Source organism: Pseudoduganella sp. (assembly GCF_041914865.1).
GTDB lineage: Bacteria > Pseudomonadota > Gammaproteobacteria > Burkholderiales > Burkholderiaceae_D > Rugamonas.
This window is the reverse complement of record NZ_JAYSCO010000003.1, coordinates 80,159-97,975: the sequence shown is the minus strand read 5'-3', so window position 1 is coordinate 97,975 and position 17,817 is coordinate 80,159. Positions and strand designations below refer to the sequence as shown.

15 protein-coding genes and 1 tRNA gene are annotated in these 17,817 nt (G+C 65.7%); 7 read left to right on the top strand and 9 right to left on the bottom strand.

All coding sequences use genetic code 11. The features are described from left to right. The first annotated feature begins 80 nt into the window (after positions 1-80). Complete coding sequence (locus ACE3TQ_RS02420) at positions 81-1,994, top strand: AAA family ATPase (protein ID WP_374580329.1); 1,914 nt, start codon at positions 81-83, stop codon at positions 1,992-1,994. 48 nt (positions 1,995-2,042) lie between these two features. On the opposite strand, the gene ACE3TQ_RS02415 is transcribed toward ACE3TQ_RS02420, so the two are convergent. Next, a complete protein-coding gene (locus ACE3TQ_RS02415) occupies positions 2,043-2,426 on the bottom strand; it encodes a hypothetical protein (protein WP_374580327.1) in 384 nt (127 codons plus the stop codon). Positions 2,427-2,856: 430 nt separating this feature from the next. Between ACE3TQ_RS02415 and ACE3TQ_RS02410 the strand changes: the two genes are divergently transcribed. Further along, positions 2,857-2,941: transfer RNA gene (locus ACE3TQ_RS02410), tRNA-Leu, on the top strand. Positions 2,942-3,009: 68 nt separating this feature from the next. Here the strand turns inward: ACE3TQ_RS02410 and ACE3TQ_RS02405 are convergent. The 6 genes from ACE3TQ_RS02405 to ACE3TQ_RS02380 form a co-directional block, all read right to left on the bottom strand. Then, positions 3,010-5,667, bottom strand: coding sequence for an AAA family ATPase (locus ACE3TQ_RS02405; RefSeq protein ID WP_374580325.1), 2,658 nt, complete (start codon positions 5,665-5,667; stop codon positions 3,010-3,012). A 58-nt stretch (positions 5,668-5,725) separates the two neighbouring features. Then, positions 5,726-6,838, bottom strand: a complete 1,113-nt coding sequence (locus tag ACE3TQ_RS02400) for a glycosyltransferase family 4 protein (RefSeq protein WP_374580324.1) — start codon at positions 6,836-6,838, stop codon at positions 5,726-5,728. Positions 6,839-6,862: 24 nt separating this feature from the next. Next, positions 6,863-7,801, bottom strand: a complete 939-nt coding sequence (locus ACE3TQ_RS02395; RefSeq protein ID WP_374580323.1) for an NAD-dependent epimerase/dehydratase family protein — start codon at positions 7,799-7,801, stop codon at positions 6,863-6,865. After that, positions 7,801-8,844 carry a GDP-mannose 4,6-dehydratase gene (gmd, locus tag ACE3TQ_RS02390; RefSeq protein ID WP_374580322.1) on the bottom strand — a complete coding sequence of 348 codons (1,044 nt, stop codon included), beginning with the start codon at positions 8,842-8,844 and terminating at the stop codon, positions 7,801-7,803. Before gmd ends, ACE3TQ_RS02395 begins: the two co-directional genes overlap by 1 nt. 115 nt (positions 8,845-8,959) lie before the next feature. Then, positions 8,960-9,412, bottom strand: coding sequence for a DUF2214 family protein (locus ACE3TQ_RS02385; protein WP_374580321.1), 453 nt, complete (start codon positions 9,410-9,412; stop codon positions 8,960-8,962). Between the two features lie 13 nt (positions 9,413-9,425). Continuing rightward, positions 9,426-11,741, bottom strand: a complete 2,316-nt coding sequence (locus ACE3TQ_RS02380) for an NADP-dependent malic enzyme (protein WP_374580320.1) — start codon at positions 11,739-11,741, stop codon at positions 9,426-9,428. Positions 11,742-12,061: 320 nt separating this feature from the next. Between ACE3TQ_RS02380 and ACE3TQ_RS02375 the strand changes: the two genes are divergently transcribed. Genes ACE3TQ_RS02375 through ACE3TQ_RS02365 form a run of 3 tightly spaced genes read left to right on the top strand, consistent with a single transcriptional unit; the run spans position 12,062 to position 13,858 of the window. Further along, positions 12,062-12,232, top strand: coding sequence for a hypothetical protein (locus tag ACE3TQ_RS02375; RefSeq protein WP_374580319.1), 171 nt, complete (start codon positions 12,062-12,064; stop codon positions 12,230-12,232). Between the two features lie 34 nt (positions 12,233-12,266). Continuing rightward, positions 12,267-13,250 carry a thiamine-phosphate kinase gene (thiL, locus tag ACE3TQ_RS02370; RefSeq protein ID WP_374580318.1) on the top strand — a complete coding sequence of 328 codons (984 nt, stop codon included), beginning with the start codon at positions 12,267-12,269 and terminating at the stop codon, positions 13,248-13,250. 5 nt (positions 13,251-13,255) lie between these two features. Beyond that, positions 13,256-13,858, top strand: a complete 603-nt coding sequence (locus ACE3TQ_RS02365; RefSeq protein ID WP_374580317.1) for an RDD family protein — start codon at positions 13,256-13,258, stop codon at positions 13,856-13,858. On the opposite strand, the gene ACE3TQ_RS02360 is transcribed toward ACE3TQ_RS02365, so the two are convergent. After that, positions 13,791-14,654 (bottom strand): DUF6597 domain-containing transcriptional factor, encoded by an 864-nt coding sequence (locus ACE3TQ_RS02360; protein WP_374580316.1) that lies wholly within the window; start codon positions 14,652-14,654, stop codon positions 13,791-13,793. The two genes, ACE3TQ_RS02365 and ACE3TQ_RS02360, sit on opposite strands and share 68 nt — an antisense overlap. A gap of 30 nt (positions 14,655-14,684) precedes the next feature. On the opposite strand from ACE3TQ_RS02360, the gene ACE3TQ_RS02355 reads away from it, so the two are divergent. Beyond that, the gene (locus tag ACE3TQ_RS02355; RefSeq protein WP_374580315.1) at positions 14,685-15,137 is read left to right on the top strand and encodes a DUF3224 domain-containing protein; all 453 of its coding nucleotides are present in this window, start codon (positions 14,685-14,687) and stop codon (positions 15,135-15,137) included. Between the two features lie 196 nt (positions 15,138-15,333). On the opposite strand, the gene ACE3TQ_RS02350 is transcribed toward ACE3TQ_RS02355, so the two are convergent. Beyond that, positions 15,334-16,695, bottom strand: a complete 1,362-nt coding sequence (locus tag ACE3TQ_RS02350) for a diguanylate cyclase domain-containing protein (protein ID WP_374580314.1) — start codon at positions 16,693-16,695, stop codon at positions 15,334-15,336. Positions 16,696-16,964: 269 nt separating this feature from the next. Here ACE3TQ_RS02350 and ACE3TQ_RS02345 point away from each other — a divergent pair, with 269 nt between their 5' ends. Continuing rightward, on the top strand, positions 16,965-17,768 hold the full coding sequence (locus ACE3TQ_RS02345) for an SPFH domain-containing protein (RefSeq protein ID WP_374580313.1): 804 nt from the start codon (positions 16,965-16,967) through the stop codon (positions 17,766-17,768). Positions 17,769-17,817: the final 49 nt, after the last annotated feature.

The following is a 17,817-nucleotide window of genomic DNA, read 5'->3' as shown; positions in this document are numbered from 1 at the left end:
AGCATTTCCGACAACAGGGCCAGCCGAGGCATTCGCCACCGGCCATAGGCCCACCCGAAACCTCAGCGTTTTCCAGGCCTATGTTTAATATCTACAAGCTCCAACTCGCCCTCAAGAATCCCATGGTACGCATCACCCTGGTGATGCTGGCCACCGCCGCCCTGGCCTTCGCGCTGCTGCGCGGCGAGGTGGCGCAGGATGCCGCGCCGGTGGTGCGCTCGCAGAATATCGGCGAAATCACGGCCCTGGTGGCGCAGCGCGACAAGCTTGACTACCTGCTGATCGCCCGTCCGCTGGCCGATTCGCCGCGCTATATCTATAAATTCAAGGACGCCGCCACGCTGCACGTGGTGGTGGTGCCGTCCACCTCGCACCAGAGCCTGGAACGCGAAGTCCTGCTGCGCAATAACATCCCCTACGCCATCGCCAAGGACGATTACCTGGCCGCGCACAAGGGCGTGCTGCTGGACGACGGCGGCCAGTGGGCGTCCGTGCAAGCTTTCCTGAAACGCCATGCGTTCGACATCTTCGTGGTGGGCCTGGTGCTGTTCGTGCTGAAGTGGGGCATCCCGGGCATGGGCCCGAACGCTTCGGTCATCACGCCCGACAAGCTGAAGGGCTCGATGGACGACCTGATCGGCATGGAAGACATCAAACAGGAAGTGCTGCACCTGGAAGACATGATCCGCAACCGCGAAGTCTACAAGCAGCACAATATCGACAAGCCGTTCAACGTGATGCTGACCGGCCCGGCCGGCACCGGCAAGACCAAGCTGGCCGGCTACCTGGCCAAGCGCCTCGGCTATCCGCTGATCCAGGCCTCCGGCTCGGCGCTCGAATCGGGCTATGTCGGCGGCGGTTCGAAGGCGCTGAATGCGCTCTACAAGAAAGCCTGCGCACGCGGCAACTGCATCATCTTCCTGGACGAGGCACAGGCGCTGTTCATGCCGCGCGGCCGTGGCGAGAAGAAGTGGGAAGACGACACCGCCAACACCCTGCTCGGCCTGCTGGACGGCGTGAAGAGCGAGCAAGGCCAGGGCGTGATCTGGATCGTCGCCTCCAACTTCGACGACAACTCGACCGCGATGGACGAGGCCATGCTGCGCCGCTTCTCGGTCAAGATCAATTTCCGCCTGCCCAACAAGGCCGAGCGCCGCGCCCTGCTCGACTCCTTCCTCAAGCGCAAGCAGGAAGGCCTGGTCGACTGGGCCGATATGGACCTGGACCAGGTGGCCGACATCACCGCCAACCTCAGCCCGGCCCTGCTGGAAACCGTGGTCGACCGCGCCTCCATGATTTCGATCCAGGAAAAATGCGTGATCAACACCGACCTGATGTTCCGCGCTTTCGAGCGCGCCACCATCGGCCTGACCGACCGCGCCACCACCGCCGAGAAGACGCGCCAGCGCGAGCGCATCGCGCTGCATGAGCTGGGCCACTTCTTCATGCAGATCGACCCCTACCTGCGCGCCGGCCTGCCGCTGGCGCAGGTGAAGGAGAAGTCGCACCTGCTGAAGATTTCCACCGAGGCCGTGTCGAAGATGAATGCGCTGGGCTATGTGCTGAGCGCGGGCGACGACATGTCGCTGCGCACGCTGGAAGAAATGGAACGCGACGTGATGCAGCTGTACGGCGGCGTGGCGGCCGAGGAACTGTTCTACGGCGCGCGCGGCATTTCGGTGGGCAGCCAGAACGATATCGAGAAGGCCACCCGCATGCTGGACATGATGGTCAACCGCCTGTCGATGTACTCGCGCTCCAAGCTCGATTACAGCCAGCTGCGCGGCGACTCGGGCGACGAGCACACGCTGGTGCAGGTGGAAGCCAAGGCCGATGAGTTGTACAGCACCACCCTGGCCGCCATGCGCGACTACCGGGGTGTGATGGAATCGATCAAGGATGAACTGATGGAGCGCTACGTGCTGTCGAAGGACGCCATCTTCGCCCTGCTGGAAGAGCGCCTGGACACGGCGCCCCTGCAGCAGGCGGCATAAGCGCCTGCTGGCGCGCCGCATTGGCGCGCCAGTGCCGCTGCCCCTTCCTCAGCGGCTGGCCACCATGCGTACATTGGTGGCGCCCAGCGCCACCGACATGGGCAGGCGTTCGTAGTTATCGATCGCCACCTGTTCGCCCTGGTCGCTGAACTCGATGCGCGCACCGGCCGCCGTCACGAAGACGTTGGCCGCCATCGGATACAGCTCCACCTTGTTCTCGCCCGCCAGCCTGGCCCAATAGCGCCGGCCGCTCTGGCTGAAGCGGATCGCCTTGCTGTCGGCCAGCACATAGGTATGGGCGAAGTCCTTGAACTCGTCCGCATGCAGCTTGTAGCTTACCTCCGGCGCCTTGATCTGCACCGAGGGATCATTCGGCCCGGCAGCGACTGCGCTGCCACCCACCAGAAGTGCGGCCAGGGCACCCAACATCATCAGCTTTTTCATCATCATCTCCGATTGGTTTGCCTGTTGCCCCGCAATCAGAAAGTGTGCGGGGTCAATTCAAGTTAGCAAAGAGTGTTCGGATGTGCAGTTCCGCGGCGACGGGCAGCACGTTCCGGGGGACAGAACGCATGCAGCGCGGACGAACTGCGAGAGGGCCTGGAGGGCTTGCCATCGATGGCGGCATTGCAGCCCGGGGCGGCGGAGCGGATGGGGTGCATCCGTCCCGGCGGTCCAAACCTGGTACCCGCGCCGCCGCCGGATTGGCCGGGCGCTGTGGGGCGCCAGCCCCGCTGGCGGGCGGGCCTGGCATGCTGGTATGTCGCTTTGCCCCCGACCCTGGCGCTTGCCAAATGCATAAATCGTGCGCCAGGGTTGCCGCAGGGGGGCAAATCGGTAATAATGCTCGTCGCGTTATGTGGCCCGAGTGGTGAAATTGGTAGACGCAGCGGACTCAAAATCCGCCGCCGCAAGGCGTGCCGGTTCGATTCCGGCCTCGGGCACCACCTTAACGATGTCTTCCGCGCTTACCGTCAATAATACGCTTCGGCACCTGCCGTGGCCATCGGTAACCCTACCCAGATTCCCGCTGTTCCCTACCTATTTTTTGCTGCATGCGGCGCATGAGCTCGCAGCGGTTGCTGGCGCCCAGCTTTTCCAGCAGGGCCGACACATGGTGTTCCACCGTGCGCGGCGAGCGCACCAGCTGGCGCGCGATCGCGGCATTGCTCTGCCCCGCCAATAGCAGGTCGAGGATCTGCGCCTCGCGCCGCGTCAGGCCGGCCGGGTGGCTGCGCGCTGCCTGGTAGGGACCGCGCCGCGCCTTGGGCAGGCCGGCGCCCTGCCCCAAATTGCAGGCCAGGGCGCGCGCCCGGGCGGCGGCGCTGCGTGCGCCGATCTGTTCGAACAGCGCCACCGCGCGCAAGGCGGCGGCGCCGGCCTCCTGGCCGCCGACGCGCAGCAAGGCCAGGCCGGCCTCGAACGGCAGGCCCAGTTCCAGCCACAGCGCGCTGGCCGCCTGGCCATCGCCGGCCAGTTCGGCGGCAATTGGCGGCGGCAGCGCTGCCCCTTGCGCCGCCGCCAGCAGCGGCAGCCCGGCGCGCTGCTGCCACAGCGCCAGCTCGCCGCGCTCCCACAGGTTGACGCCGGCCACATCGTGCTGCGCCAGCGCGGCCAGCGTGGCGCGGCACGCCGCCAGGTCGCCCGCGACCCAGGCCGTCTCCGCCAGCCCCAGGCTGGCCTCCACGATGCGCTGCGGCTCGCCGGTGGCCAGCGCGCCCTGCAAAGCCTGCTCCAGGTAGGCGCTGCCGTCGGCCTGGCCCAGGCGCGCGCGCGTGCGGCCCAGCACCGTCAGCGCCGGCAGGCGCATGAGCAGGGTCAGGTGCGGCAGCGCCAGCACGCCCTGCGCAATCTGCTGCGCCTCCGCCAGCCGCCCTTGCGCCATGCGCAACTGCGCCTGCCAGCCCACCAAGTAATGGGTCCAGGCATCGAGGTCATGTTCGCTGTCGAAGGCGATGCCCTGCGCCAGCACGCGCTCGGCCAGTGCGAAGCGCTTGGCCGTCACGGCGCATTCGCTCAGGTTGGTGTAGCAGCGCGCCGCATGCTCATGGTAGCCGTGCTGCAGGGCCAGGCGCAGGCTTTCCTCCAGCAGGTCCTGGCCCTCGGCCTGGCCGGAAAACAGGCGCGCCGTGCCGATATTATTCAGCGCATGCACGCGCGTTTCGATGTCGCCCACTTCGCCGGCCAGCGCCAGCGCGCGTTCGCCCCAGGCGATGGCGGCCGCCGGATGGTCCTGCAGCATTTCGTGCTGCGAGCGCAGGCTGTAGGCCATGGCCAGCTCGCTGCTGTGCGGCAGCTGCTCCAGCAGGGCGATGGCCTCCATGCCGTAGCGCGCGGCCAGTTCCGCTTCGCCGCGGTACCAGTGCAGGCGCGACAGCCAGCGCAGGTTGAAACCGGCCTTGTCGGCGCGCCCCAGGCCGCGCCACAGGGCGATGGCCTGGTGGCGCGCCGCGATCACCTCGTCGTCGATGCGCACCAGGCCCGCCTCGTACGACCAGTCCTCGTACAGCTGCGCCGCCTGCGGCGCCGGCGTGGCCTCGGACACGAAGCGCAGCGCCGTCGCCAGGTGGCCGGCGGCCTGCCGGTGCGCACCCAGCTGCGCCGCCTCGTGCGCGGCGCGCGGCGCCAGGCGCAGCACGCGCAGCGCGTCGTGCGCGGCGGCCGCATGGTGCACCAGGCGCGCCAGCTCGGGCGGGCGCTGCGCCGGCGCCGGCGTCTCCAGCACCTCGCACAGGCGCGCATGCAGCTGGCGCAGGCGCGCTGGCGCCAGCTGGCTGGCCACCGCCAGCCGCGCCAGCTCGTGGCGGAACAGGTAGTGGCCCTTGGGCGTCAGCTGCAGCAGGCCGCGTGCCAGGCAGCTGTCACAGGCCGCCATCGCCTGCGGCCCCAGCACGCCCGCCAGCAGCCAGTCTTCGCAGGCGGCCGGGCTCACGCTGAGCAGCTCCAGCAGGCTGCGCTCATCCTCCGGCAGGCGCGCCATGCGGCTCCAGACCGCGTCGCGGATGGACATGGGCAGGCGCGTGCCGGCGCCGGTGCCGGCCAGCAGTTCCGTGACAAAGAAAGGATTGCCGGCGCTGATGCGATACAGTTCTTCCGCATCGCGTCCGGCCGCCGTAGCGAGTTGCGCCACGCCCTGCGGCGACAGCGGCGCCAGCGCCAGGCGCTCGGTGCAGGCCGGCGGCAGGTCGCCGACCCAGCGCCAGAAAGCATGGCCGGCCACCAGCTCGTCGCTGCGCACGCTGGCCAGCAGCAGCACGCGCAGCCCGGCCAGGCGCCGCGCCAGGTATTTCAACAGGTCGAGGGTGGCCTGGTCGGCCCAGTGCAGGTCTTCCACCACCAGCACGGTGGTGGCGGGCGCGCCGGCCAGCCAGGCCAGCAGCTGGGGGAACAGGCGCGTACTGCCGGCCGCGCCCTCGAGCAGGCCGGCCAGCTCGGGCCCCAGCTGCGGCGCCATATCGCGCAACGGTCCCAGCGCGCGCGGTGTGTACAAGTCTTCACAGCCGCCCTGCAGCACTTGATAGCCTGCGCCTAAGCCGGCCGTGAACTCCTTCAGTAAACACGATTTGCCTATGCCGGCCTCGCCGCTGACCAGGGCGACCGCGCCCTGCCCTGCGGCGGCTTTCCGGGCCAGCTCCCGCAGGCGCTGCAAAGGGGATTCGCGTTCGATCAGCATCGGGCTTGTCGTCGGTCACACCTCTCCATTTAAGCAAAGAGGCGGACGATTGCAAGCTTCAAGCGACCAGGGTGCGGTATAGCGTGGCGTAGTTCTCGGCCATTTTCTCAGCCGTGAACAATTCCCAGTAGCGCGCCTCGGCGCGGCGCCCCATGTCGGCCGCCAGCTGCGGGTTGTCCCACAAAGTGCGCATGGCTTGCTCGAACGCGGCCGGGTCGCTCGGCGGCACCACCAGGCCGGTTTCGTTGTCGATGTTGATGTAGGTGGTGCCGGTGCCGATCTCGCTCGAGATCATCGGCTTGCCATACATGGCGCCTTCCAGCAGGGAGATGCCGAACGCTTCCGAGCGCAGGTGCGAGGGGAAGGCCATGGCGTAGCACAGCTTGAGCAGGGCCACCTTGTCCTCCTCATCCACCGCGCCGACGAACTGCACATGGTGCAGGCCGAGGCGCTCGGCGTGCGCTTTGAGCTCCTGCTCGATCGGGCCGGCGCCCACGATCACCACCGGGTAGTCGGTGCGGGAGACGGCGTCGAGCAGGATGTGCAGGCCCTTGTAGTAGCGCAGCACGCCGACAAACAGGAAGAAGCGCTCGCCATTGGTGCGCGCGCGCCATTTGTCCAGTATTTCCGGGCGCGGTTCGATATAGGTGGTGCGGTCCAGGCCGAACGGGATCACGCTCACCTTGTCGCGGTAGCGGCCCAGCACTTCCGACGAGGCGAAGTAATTGGGCGAGGTGGCCACGATGGCGTCCACGTCGTTCAGGAAGCGGCGCTTGAGCGGCGTGTACACGCGCAGCAGGGTTTTCTGGCGCACGATGTCGGAGTGGTAGGTCACCACGCTCGGCTTTTTGGCGCGCGCCATGAAGTGCGCCAGGTCCATGAAGGGCCAGGGGAAGTGGTAGTGGATCACGTCCGCCTCGCGCGCCAGGCGCGCCAGCTTGCGGATGGCGGAGAACGAGAACGCGTTGGAGGCGATCTCGAAATCGAGTGGCACGCGGTGCACGGTGTGCCCTTCGATCTGCATGGTCTCCGGCCCGCCGTTGCGGGTCAGGGTCAGCACTTCGTTGGTCACGCCCAGGCGCCCGGTGCCCACGCACATCTGGCGGATCACCTGTTCGATGCCGCCCCAGGAGTCCGGGTAATAAGTCTTGTAGAAATGGAGTACGCGCATGGTGGACCTACTGCTTCAATAAAATCACGCTTCGTACATCCAACGCAGGGTCTGTTCCAGCGGCAGCGGATCGATCGCGCCCACCACGCCGGCCAGGCGGCGGTTGTCGCCGGTCAGGCGCACCACTTCATTGGCGCGCACGAAGGCCGGGTTGACGTGGACGTTGATGCGGTAGCCCGCGATCTCTTCCATCATGCGCAGCGCCTCGCCCAGCGAGTAAGCCTTGCCGGAGCTGACGTTGAACACGCGCCCGGCCGGCGCCGCGGCCAGCAGCGCGCGGTAGGCCGCGGCCACCACGCGCACGTCGGAAAAATCGCGCCACACGTGCAGGTTGCCCAGCTCGATGTCGGCGGCCTTGCGGCGGAAGTGCGACACGATCTTCGGCAGCAGGAAGTTCTCGGCCTGGCCAACGCCGGTGTAGTTGAACGGGCGCACCATGATGATGGGCAGCTTGTCCATCCACAGGCGCGCCGCGTATTCCATGGCCAGCTTGGACACGGCGTAATCGTTGGCCGGCGCCGGCGCCACGTCCTCGTGCAGCACCTCGAGCTCGGAATTGCCGTAGATGTTGGCGCTGGAGGCCAGCAGCACGGCGGACGGCTTCTTGTCCAGCGCCGCCAGGGCATCCAGCAGGTGGCGCGTGGCCACCACGTTCACTTTGTAGATCTGCTCGACATCGCTGTGCGCGACGAAGGCGATGGCGGCCAGGTGCACCACCACGTCGGGCTGCACTTCGCGCACCACGGCGGCCAGCGCCAGGCGGTCGGTCAGGTCAACCTCGATGGTGCGCGCGCCCGGCATGGCATGCGCATGGCCCGGCGCGGCCGTGCCGACCACCTCGTAGCCGGCGGCTGCCAGCTCGGCCAGCACGTAATGGCCGGTGAAGCCGTGCAGGCCCGTCACCAGCGCGCGCTTGCCCGCGCCCTCGCGGGCCGGCGACAGCAATGCCAGGCTGTGGGCCATCAGAGCGAGACGCCCGCGGTGTTGCGGCGCAGGTCGGCTTCCACCATCATCTGGCACAGCTCTTCCAGCGTGGTGGACGGCTGCCAGCCCAGTTCCTTGTGCGCCTTGGCCGGGTTGCCGATCAACAGGTCCACTTCGGCCGGACGGTAGAACTTGGGCGACACGCGCACCAGCACCTTGCCGGTCGCGGCGTCATGCCCGGTCTCGCTCTCGGCGCTGCCCTGCCATTCGATGGCGATGCCGACCGCCTTGAAGGCCATGCCCACGAAGTCGCGCACGGTCTCGGTGCGGTTGGTGGCCAGCACATAGGTGTCCGGCTTGTCGGCCTGCAGCATGCGCCACATGCCTTCCACGTATTCCTTGGCGAAGCCCCAGTCGCGCTTGGCGTCCAGGTTGCCCAGCTCCAGCACGTCCAGCTTGCCCAGCTTGATCTTGGCCACCGAGTCGGTGATCTTGCGCGTGACGAACTCGCGCCCGCGCAGCGGCGATTCATGGTTGAACAGGATGCCGGAGGCGGCGAACATGCCGTACGACTCGCGGTAGTTCACGGTCATCCAGTGCGCGTACAGCTTGGCCACGCCGTAGGGGCTGCGCGGGTAGAACGGCGTGTCTTCCTGCTGCGGGATGGCCTGCACCTTGCCGAACATCTCGGAGGTGGAGGCCTGGTAGAAGCGGATCTTTGGATTGATGATGCGGATCGCTTCCAGCAGGTTGGTCACGCCGATGCCGGTGATTTCGCCGGTGGTGACGGGCTGCTCGAACGACACGCCCACGAACGATTGCGCCGCCAGGTTGTACACCTCGTCGAAGTTGCCCTGCTGGAGCAGGCGCAGGATGCAGCCCAGGTCCGTCAGGTCGAATTCGACCAGCTTCAGGTTCGGGTGGTCCTGGATGCCCAGTTCTTCGATACGCCAGAAGTTGACCGAGCTGGTACGGCGGAAAGTGCCGGTGACTGCGTAGCCCTTTTCCAGCAGCAGCTGTGCAAGATAGGCGCCATCCTGGCCGGTGATGCCCGTGATCAGGGCGCGTTTCGTGGTTTGCATTATCTTATCCAAACTGCATCTTTTTCCAAACGAAGTATTGTAACAGAGGGCCTCCTGCCGCCCGGTACGGGGCGGCAGGGCCTTACAACAGTTACATCTTGTTACTGGGAAATTGTCAAACGTAGCCGTAGCCGCGCGCCATGGCGGCGGCAGCGAACGGCAGGAGGGCGAAGACGTGGATTTCGATCATCAGCGTCTTGCGGATGGCGCGGATGTCGACTTCCTCCGGCGCGAAGCCGGGATCGCTGGACTGCGCCTTGCGCCAGCGCAGGAAGGCGCGCGTCGGCTTGATCGACAGCAGGCCGACCACGGCAAACAGCACCACCTTGGTCCAGAACACGTGGTTATGCAGGTAGAAATCGGACCCCTTGGCGCCGAAAAACACGCGCAGGAAGCCGACCGCCAGCAGCGCCGCGGCCATGATGCCGAGCGCGATATCGTACTTGGCGGCCAGCTGCACGGCCGGCGGCTGCATGCCCGGCCGCACCAGCACCAGCTGGGCGGTGATGGCGGCGGCAATGCCGAAGGCCAGCAGGTGGTGCAGGATAGCGAGCGACAGGTCGACCATGGCCGGCCCTCCCTTAGGCGCGTTCCGACACCGCATCCACCACGCACAGCGCCGTCATGTTGACGATGCGGCGCACGGTGGCCGACGGGGTCAGGATGTGCACCGGCGCCGCGCAGCCGAGCAGGATCGGGCCGATCGCGATGCCGTTGCCGGCCGCGGTCTTGACCAGGTTGTAGGCGATGTTGGCGGCGTCGATGTTCGGCATCACCAGCAGGTTGGCGTCCTGCTTCAGGGTGGTGTGCGGCAGCAGCTTGTGGCGGAACTTGGAGTCGAGCGCGGTGTCGCCGTGCATTTCGCCGTCCACTTCCAGGTCCGGCGCGCGCTGGCGCACCAGCTCCAGAGCGGCGCGCATCTTCTGCGCCGATTCGCTGTTGGAGGAGCCGAAGTTCGAATGCGACAGCAGGGCCGCGCGCGGCACCAGGCCGAAGCGCTTCATCTCTTCCGCCGCCATGATGGTGATGGCGGCGATCTCGTTGGCGTTCGGGTTTTCGTTGACGTGGGTGTCGACCATGGCCAGCTGGCGCTCAGGCAGCACCAGGATGTTCATGGCGGCGTACACGCAGGCGCCCGGGCGCTTGCCCAGCACCTGGTCGATGTAGTGCAGGTGCAGCTGGGTGGTGCCGAAGGTGCCGCAGATCATGCCGTCGGCGTCGCCCTTCTTGATCATCATGGCGCCGATCAGCGAGTGGCGGCGGCGCATTTCCAGCTTGGCGTATTCCTGCGTCACGCCCTTGCGGCTGGTCAGCTCGTAGTAGGCCTGCCAGTACTCGCGGTAACGCTCGTCGAAGTCCGGGTTGATCACGTCGTAGTCGATGCCCTGCTTCAGGCGCAGGCCGAATTTCTGCACGCGCGCGTCCAGCACGGCCGGGCGGCCGACCAGGATCGGGCGCGCCAGCTTCTCGTCCACGATCACCTGCACCGCGCGCAGCACGCGCTCTTCCTCGCCTTCGGCGTAGACGATGCGCTTCATTTCCGGCGGGGTCTTCTTGGCCACCGCGAACACCGGTTTCATGAAGGTGCCGGAACGGTAGACGAACTGCTGCAGGCTGTCGGCGTAGGCTTCCAGGTCCTTGATCGGGCGCGTCGCCACGCCGGATTCTTCCGCCGCCTTGGCCACGGCCGGCGCGATCTTGGTCAGCAGGCGCGGGTCGAACGGCATCGGGATCAGGTATTCCGGGCCGAAAGCCAGGTTGGCGATGCCGTAGGTGGTGGCCACGATGTCGGACTGCTCGGCGTGCGCCAGGTCGGCAATCGCGTGCACCACGGCGATTTCCATTTCGCGCGTGATGGTGGAGGCGCCCGAGTCCAGCGCGCCACGGAAGATGTAGGGGAAGCACAGCACGTTGTTGACCTGGTTCGGGTAGTCCGAACGGCCGGTGCAGATGATGGCGTCGCCGCGCACCGCCTTCACGTCTTCCGGCAGGATCTCCGGATTCGGGTTGGCCAGCGCCAGGATCAGCGGGTTGGGCGCCATGCGCTTGACCATATCCTGTTTCAGCACACCGCCGGCCGACAGGCCGAGGAAGATGTCGGCGCCGTCGATGCACTCGTTCAGGGTGCGGTGCGGGGTATCGCGCGCGAAGCGCTCCTTGTCCGGGTCCATCAGCTCGGTGCGGCCCTTGTAGACCACGCCGGCCAGGTCGGTGACCAGGATGTTCTCGATCGGGAAGCCGAGGTCCACGATCAGGTCGAGGCAGGCCAGCGCCGCCGCGCCCGCGCCGGACACCACCAGCTTGACGTTCTTGATGTCCTTGCCGATGTATTTCAGGCCGTTCAGGATGGCGGCGCCGACGATGATGGCGGTGCCGTGCTGGTCATCGTGGAAGACCGGGATCTTCATGCGCTCGCGCAGCTTGCGCTCGATGTAGAAGCACTCGGGCGCCTTGATGTCTTCCAGGTTGATGCCGCCGAAGGTCGGCTCCAGCGAGGCGATGATGTCGACCAGCTTGTCCGGGTCGTTCTCGTTGATTTCGATGTCGAACACGTCGACGCCGGCGAACTTCTTGAACAGTACGCCCTTGCCTTCCATCACCGGCTTGGAGGCCAGCGCGCCGATATTGCCCAGGCCCAGCACCGCGGTGCCGTTGGAGATGACGGCCACCAGGTTGCCGCGCGCCGTGTACTTATAGGAGTTGGCGGGATCGATCACGATCTCTTCGCACGGTGCGGCCACCCCTGGCGAATAGGCCAGGGCCAGGTCGCGCTGGTTGGTCAGTTGCTTGGTGGGGGTGACGCTGATTTTGCCGGGCTTGGGGCACTCGTGATATTCAAGTGCTGCCGCGCGCAGCTGTTGGCGAATTTCTTCTTTCTTGTCGGATCCCGAATCCATGCTGTACTGCCCCTTCTCTTTACTGTCCGAAAGTGATCGATTCTAGCAGACGGAAAGAATACGCAAACCTAGGTATTTTCACGAATGCCGAATTTTCGTCGGTTTCCCCGGCCGGCGCCGGCCAGTGATTGCCATACAGCAACGCAATTTTCCGCCTCTACACTCTGTCGCCACGATGACAATGCTGACTTGCGGCACGAAACCATAAAATCTTGTTGCGCCAAACCTCAAATAGTTGGAATATTCGTCGATAACAACTTTACATATAGCATTTCTGTTCCTAGACTGAGTTTACTGGCACTTTACGGAAGGAAAATACCATGCGCCATGCACTCTGGCATTCCTGGTCCCGTATGTCCGGCGTCCTGTTCCCCGTGAGCGTGGCCGCCCTCTTCTTCACCCCACCCGACTCCAGCTATGTGGTCATGCTGGCCATGGCCGCGCTGGCCTCCGGCGGCACCTGGGTCTACCTGCGCGACAAGCAGGAATAAGGACGAAGCCCGGTTGCCCCGCTAGAATGGCGGGATGCTCTCCGAATTCGACCTGATCAAACAATATTTCGTGCGCCCCGCCGCGGGCCGTGCGACCCTTGGCATCGGCGACGACTGCGCCCTGCTGACCCCGGCTCCCGGGATGCAGACTGCCATTTCTTCCGACATGCTGGTGGAAGGCCGGCATTTCTTCGCGGGCGAAGACGCCCAGCGCCTGGGGCACAAGAGCCTCGCCGTCAACCTATCCGACCTGGCCGCCATGGGCGCCCGCCCGGTGGCGTTCACCCTGGCCCTGGCCTTGCCGGCCGCCGAGCGCAGCTGGCTGGAAGGCTTTTCGCGCGGCCTGTTCGCGCTGGCCGATGCGCATGGCTGCGAACTGATCGGCGGCGACACCACCAAGGGGCCTTTGAATATCTGCATCACCGTGTTCGGCGAAGTGGCGCCGGGCCGCGCCCTGCGCCGCAGCGCGGCCGTGGCGGGCGACGACGTGTGGGTCTCCGGCACCCTGGGCGATGCGCGCCTGGCGCTGGCCGGCTACCGCAACGAGCCCGTGTTCGGTCCGGGCGCCGGGTTGGCGCCAGAGGCGCTGGCGGCAGCCGGAACGCGCATGCATACGCCGACGCCGCGCGTGGCGCTGGGCGTGCTGCTGGCCGAGCGCGGCCTGGCGCATGCCGCCATCGATATCTCCGACGGGCTGGTGGGCGACCTCGGCCACATCCTGGAAAAGTCCGGCGTCGGCGCCACGCTCAATGCCGACGCGCTGCCGGCCGGGCCGGTGCTGGCCAGCCAGCCGCGCGCGCTGCGCCGCGCCTTCACCGCTGCCGGCGGCGACGATTACGAAATCTGCTTCACCGCGCCGCCCGCCTCGCGCGAAGCGATCGCCGCCGCCGCCGCCGACAGCGGCACGCCGGTGACGCGCATCGGCCGCATTGACCCCGCACCAGGCCTGCGCTGGACCGACGCCGATGGCGCCGCGCTGGCGCTGGAACTGGCCAGCTTCGACCACTTCAGCCACTGATACCGATGACTTTCCGTGAAAAATGCCAGGGCCTCGAAACCGAGGAACTGTTGAACAAACTGCGTCTTGGCCTGGTGGAGGGCGCCCAGGCCATCGTCCTGGAAGTGCTGAAAGAGCGCGGCGTATCCGACGCGACGATCGAGCGCGTCCTGGCCAGTGAAGCGGCGCGCCAGGAAGAAGAAGCACACCAGCAGGCGCGCATGGCCAGCCAGGGCATACGCCTGCTGGCCTTCGGCCTGGACTTCGTCGCCGCCACGCTCGTCCTTGGCTTGCTCACGGCGCTACTGCAGCCGATCGCTGGCGCCGCAGAGCCCATCGTCCTGGCCCTGTGGTGGGGCTATATGCTCCTGCGCGACGCCATCCCCGGCGGCAGCCTCGGCAAGCACCTGCTGAAGCTGCGCGTGGTGCGCATCCCCGGCGAGCGGCGCATGACACTGGGCGCCTCATTCTTCCGCAACCTGACACATGCGTTCTTCCTGATCGACGCCCTGTTCATCCTGGGTGAGCGCCGCATGCGCCTGGGCGATATGCTGGCCGGGACTATCGTGCTGCGCCGGGATGCACCTGGCGCGCGTACGCCCCTGGCGGCTTCCCCACCAGCGCCGTAAATTCCTTGATGAAATGGGCCTGGTCGAAGTAGCCCAGGTCCAGCGCCAGGCGCGCCAGCTCGGGCGCCGCGCCGCCCTGCAGCTGCGCGACCGCTTCGTGCATGCGGTAGCGCTTGATGACCCATTTCGGGCCGACGCCCACATATTGCTGGAACAGGCGCTGCAAGGCGCGCTGGTTCATGCCGGCTTGCTGCGCCAGCGCCGCCACCGTCAGCAAGGCCGGATCGGCCGCGATGGCCGCCACCAGCTGCGCCGCCCGCTCCGCCTCGGCGTCCGGCGGCGGCAGCCGCGCCAGCAGGAAAACCTGCGCCAGGTCCGCCATCGCGCACGCCAGCGCCGCCCCCTCGCCCTGTGCCGCACCGTCTGCATGCGCCAGCGCCCGCAGCCCGCGCGCCAGGTCCGCACCCGGCGCGCCGAACAGCTGGTCCAGCGCCACCCGCTGGTCGGCGATTTGCGCCACCGGGCGGCCCAGGAAAGGCCGGAAGCCGCCCGGCCGGAACTTGATCCCGAAGGCAAAGCCCCGCTCCGCCAGCACCTTGGTATAGCGCGCAGTGTGCACGCCGTACACCCCATCCGTATCGTGCTCAACCACCAGGTGCACGTTCGGATGCGGCAAGGTCTCCTGCTGCTGCGGCGCATGCCCGGCCATATCCCAGCCCACGAACCAGTAATGCTCCACCAGCCGCGCCAACGCCGCGCAGGGCGCCAGCCGTTCGTGGCAGAATGAACCGGCGGCAAAGCCCGGCACCAGGATGCCGCGCGGCGCAGCATCGATTTGTCGCGTTTTTCCAATCATAAGGATGGGGAATCTAGCACAATGACCGGCATGAAAACACTGATCCCTTTATTATTCGCGCTGGCCGCCTGCGCGGCGCACGCAGGAGACAAACCCATGCAGATCGAAGGCAGCTTCGACGTCAAACTCACGCCGCAGCCAGCGCCGGAAGGCCAGGCCTGGGGCCGGCAAAGCATTGAGAAAACATTCCATGGCGCGCTGGCCGGCACCAGCCGCGGCGAAATGCTGGCCGTGCGCACCGCCGTCAAAGGTTCCGCCGGCTACGTCGCGCTGGAAGAAGTGAAGGCCACGCTGGAAGGGCGCAGCGGCAGCTTCTTCCTGCAGCATTCCGGCCTGATGGACAAAGGCGCGCCAAGCCTGACCGTCAGCGTGGTGCCCGACTCCGCCACCGGCGCGCTCACCGGCCTGCAAGGCACGATGAAGATCGACGTCAGCGGCGGCCAGCACCGCTACACCTTCACCTACAGCCTGCCCGCGCAATGATGTCATGAGGCGGTAACACTGGCGGCTTAAGATGCCGCCTGTCTCAACATTCAGTACCAACTCCCTACGAATGTCTTTGGGGCCAGCTCTGGCGGGCGGAAAAAAATGGTGGCGAAAAAATGGGGACGTACCCCATTTTTTTCGCTGCGCGAAAAAATAGGGTACGTCCCCATTTTTTCCCGTTTTTGTCCGATTGTCAGACCTGACCCCGAATTGCGCGGGCGGCTTCGATGGCGGTGGTGGGGGGGCGGGTGGCGCGGACCTGGTTGCGGCCTTGCTCTTTGGCGACGTACATGGCGCGGTCGGCGGCGACGAACAGGGATTCGATGTTGTCGGTGGGCGTCGGGCACAGGGTGGCGACGCCGATACTGACGGTGATGTACGGCGAAGTCGCTGAGCGCGGGTGCGGGATGCGCAGCGATTCCACGTGGGTGCGGATCGATTCGGCCATCTGGAAGGCGGCGTCGGCGTCGGTCTCGGCGAACAGCAGCACGAATTCTTCGCCGCCGTAGCGCGCGGCCAGGTCGGTCACGCGCAGGGCGTGGCCGCCAATGGCTTGCGCTACCTGCTGCAGGCAGACGTCGCCCTGGGCGTGGCCGAGGGTGTCGTTGTACAGCTTGAAGTGGTCCACGTCCAGCACCACCAGCGAGAGCGGGGCGCCGGTGCGCATGGCGCGCTGCCATTCCTTCTCCAGGAAGGAGTCGAAGTGGCGCCGGTTGGCAATCTTGGTCAGCGGGTCGATCATGGCGGCGCGCTGCAGCGCGTCTTCCGACAGCTTGTGGTGGGTGATGTCGTGCAGCAGGCCGATGAACAGCGGCTGGCGCAGGAACATCGGGGTCAGCGTCAGGTCCATGCACACCGATTTGCCGGTGCGGTGGCGGATGATCACTTCGCGCGTGCCGTGGCTGTGCGCCGTCTCCGGGTTGGCGGCGTAGCGTGCGAAGTACTCCAGGTATTCGTCGGCCACCAGTGGGTTCAGCAGGTCGGAAATCGATTTGCCGGCCAGCTCGTGCGCCATATAGCCCAGGTGCTGGTCGCAGGCCGGGTTGGTGAACTGGATGCGGCCGTCGGCTTCGATGATCAGCAGGCCTTCGGCCATGTTGTTGACGATAGTGCGCAGGCGCTCGGCCTGTTCTTGCTGCGTTTCGGTGGCGAAGCGGATCTGCAGCTGGGTGCGCACGCGGGCGCACACTTCGGCCATGCGCAGCGGCTTGCCGATGTAGTCCACGGCGCCCAGTTCGAAACCGGTCACCACGTCTTCCTGCTCGTTGCGGGCGCTCATGAAGAGCACCGGGATGTCTTCGGTGGCGGGGTGGGATTTGAGCTGGCGGCAGGTTTCAAAGCCGTCCATGCCAGGCATGATCACGTCCAGCAGGATCAGGTGCGGGTGCACACGGCGCGCGATTTCAAGCGCGCGTTCGCCGGAGTTCGCGACGTAGGTCTGGTAACCCTGCTCGACCATCAACTTGCGCAGGACAGACAGGTTGTCCGGCGCATCATCAACAATCAGTATCACGGCATCCCGCCGTGGGTTAAAGCTGGTACCGCCTTGATTCATGCTGACTAGGGGTGAGTAGGATGTGCCGATGATGATACCGTGTTGCCAACTGGAATTGTGAAAATTCAAGGATGGTTTTGCTGAAAAAAGACGATGAGTTGATGCTGGTTAGCTAAAGTTTCTGGAAAACCAAGGGAAGTTGTGACAATTGGTGTATATCAAAACACATTTGTTGGTTTTTGTTCAACGGTAATCCGGCCGGCATTTATATGATTTTTTTGTGTTCGAAAAGCAATAGAATCAAGCTTCATTCACTTTTTGAGTCAATCATGAAAAAACAATCGCTCCTGCTGGTTCCCGTCCTCCTGTCCACTTTCGCTCTGACCGGCTGCAAGGTGATCGACACCGGCGAAGTGGGGCTGCGCGTGAACTTCGACAAGACCGTCGAGGCCGAGGAGCGCGTGGCCGGCAGCTTTAACCAGGTGCTGGTGGGTTCGATCCTGACCTTCCCGATCAAGGACGTCAGCGTTGACGTGCGCGACCTGAGTCCGCTCGCGGCCGACAACTCCACCATGAAGGATTTCGACCTGGCGGTGATCTACAACATCACGCCGTCGGCCGTGTCGGACCTGTACGTCAACAAGAGCCGCGCCTTCCACACCCAGGACCCGAGCGGCGACATCTACCTGATGCACGCCTATATCTCGCAGACGGCGCGCAATGCGGTGTACAAGGTGGCGCGCAAGTACGAGGCGTTGAACATGAACGACAACCGCACCCAGATCGAGCAGGAGATCCAGGCCACCATGGTGGCCACCCTGAACGATGAAAAGCTAAACGGTATTACCGTTTCCCAGGTGCGCGTGGGCAGCATGGTGCCGAGTGATGCGGTGAAGCAGAGCGCGGACAACCTGGTGCGCGCCAAGAACGAGGAGAAGACCAAGGAGGTGGAAGTGCAGATCGCCAAGAAGGAGGCGGAGCGTATCGCCGCACTGAACGCGAATGCCGGAGCGATCTCCTATATGCAGGCGCAGGCTCAGATGAAGATCGCCGAAGGCATTGCATCCGGCAAGGTGCAGACTGTGGTGATTCCGTACGACTTCAAAGGCATGGTCAACATCACCAGCAAGTAAAAGACAGGCAAGCATGTCATAATCAGCTCCAGCGATCGAAACCGGTAGG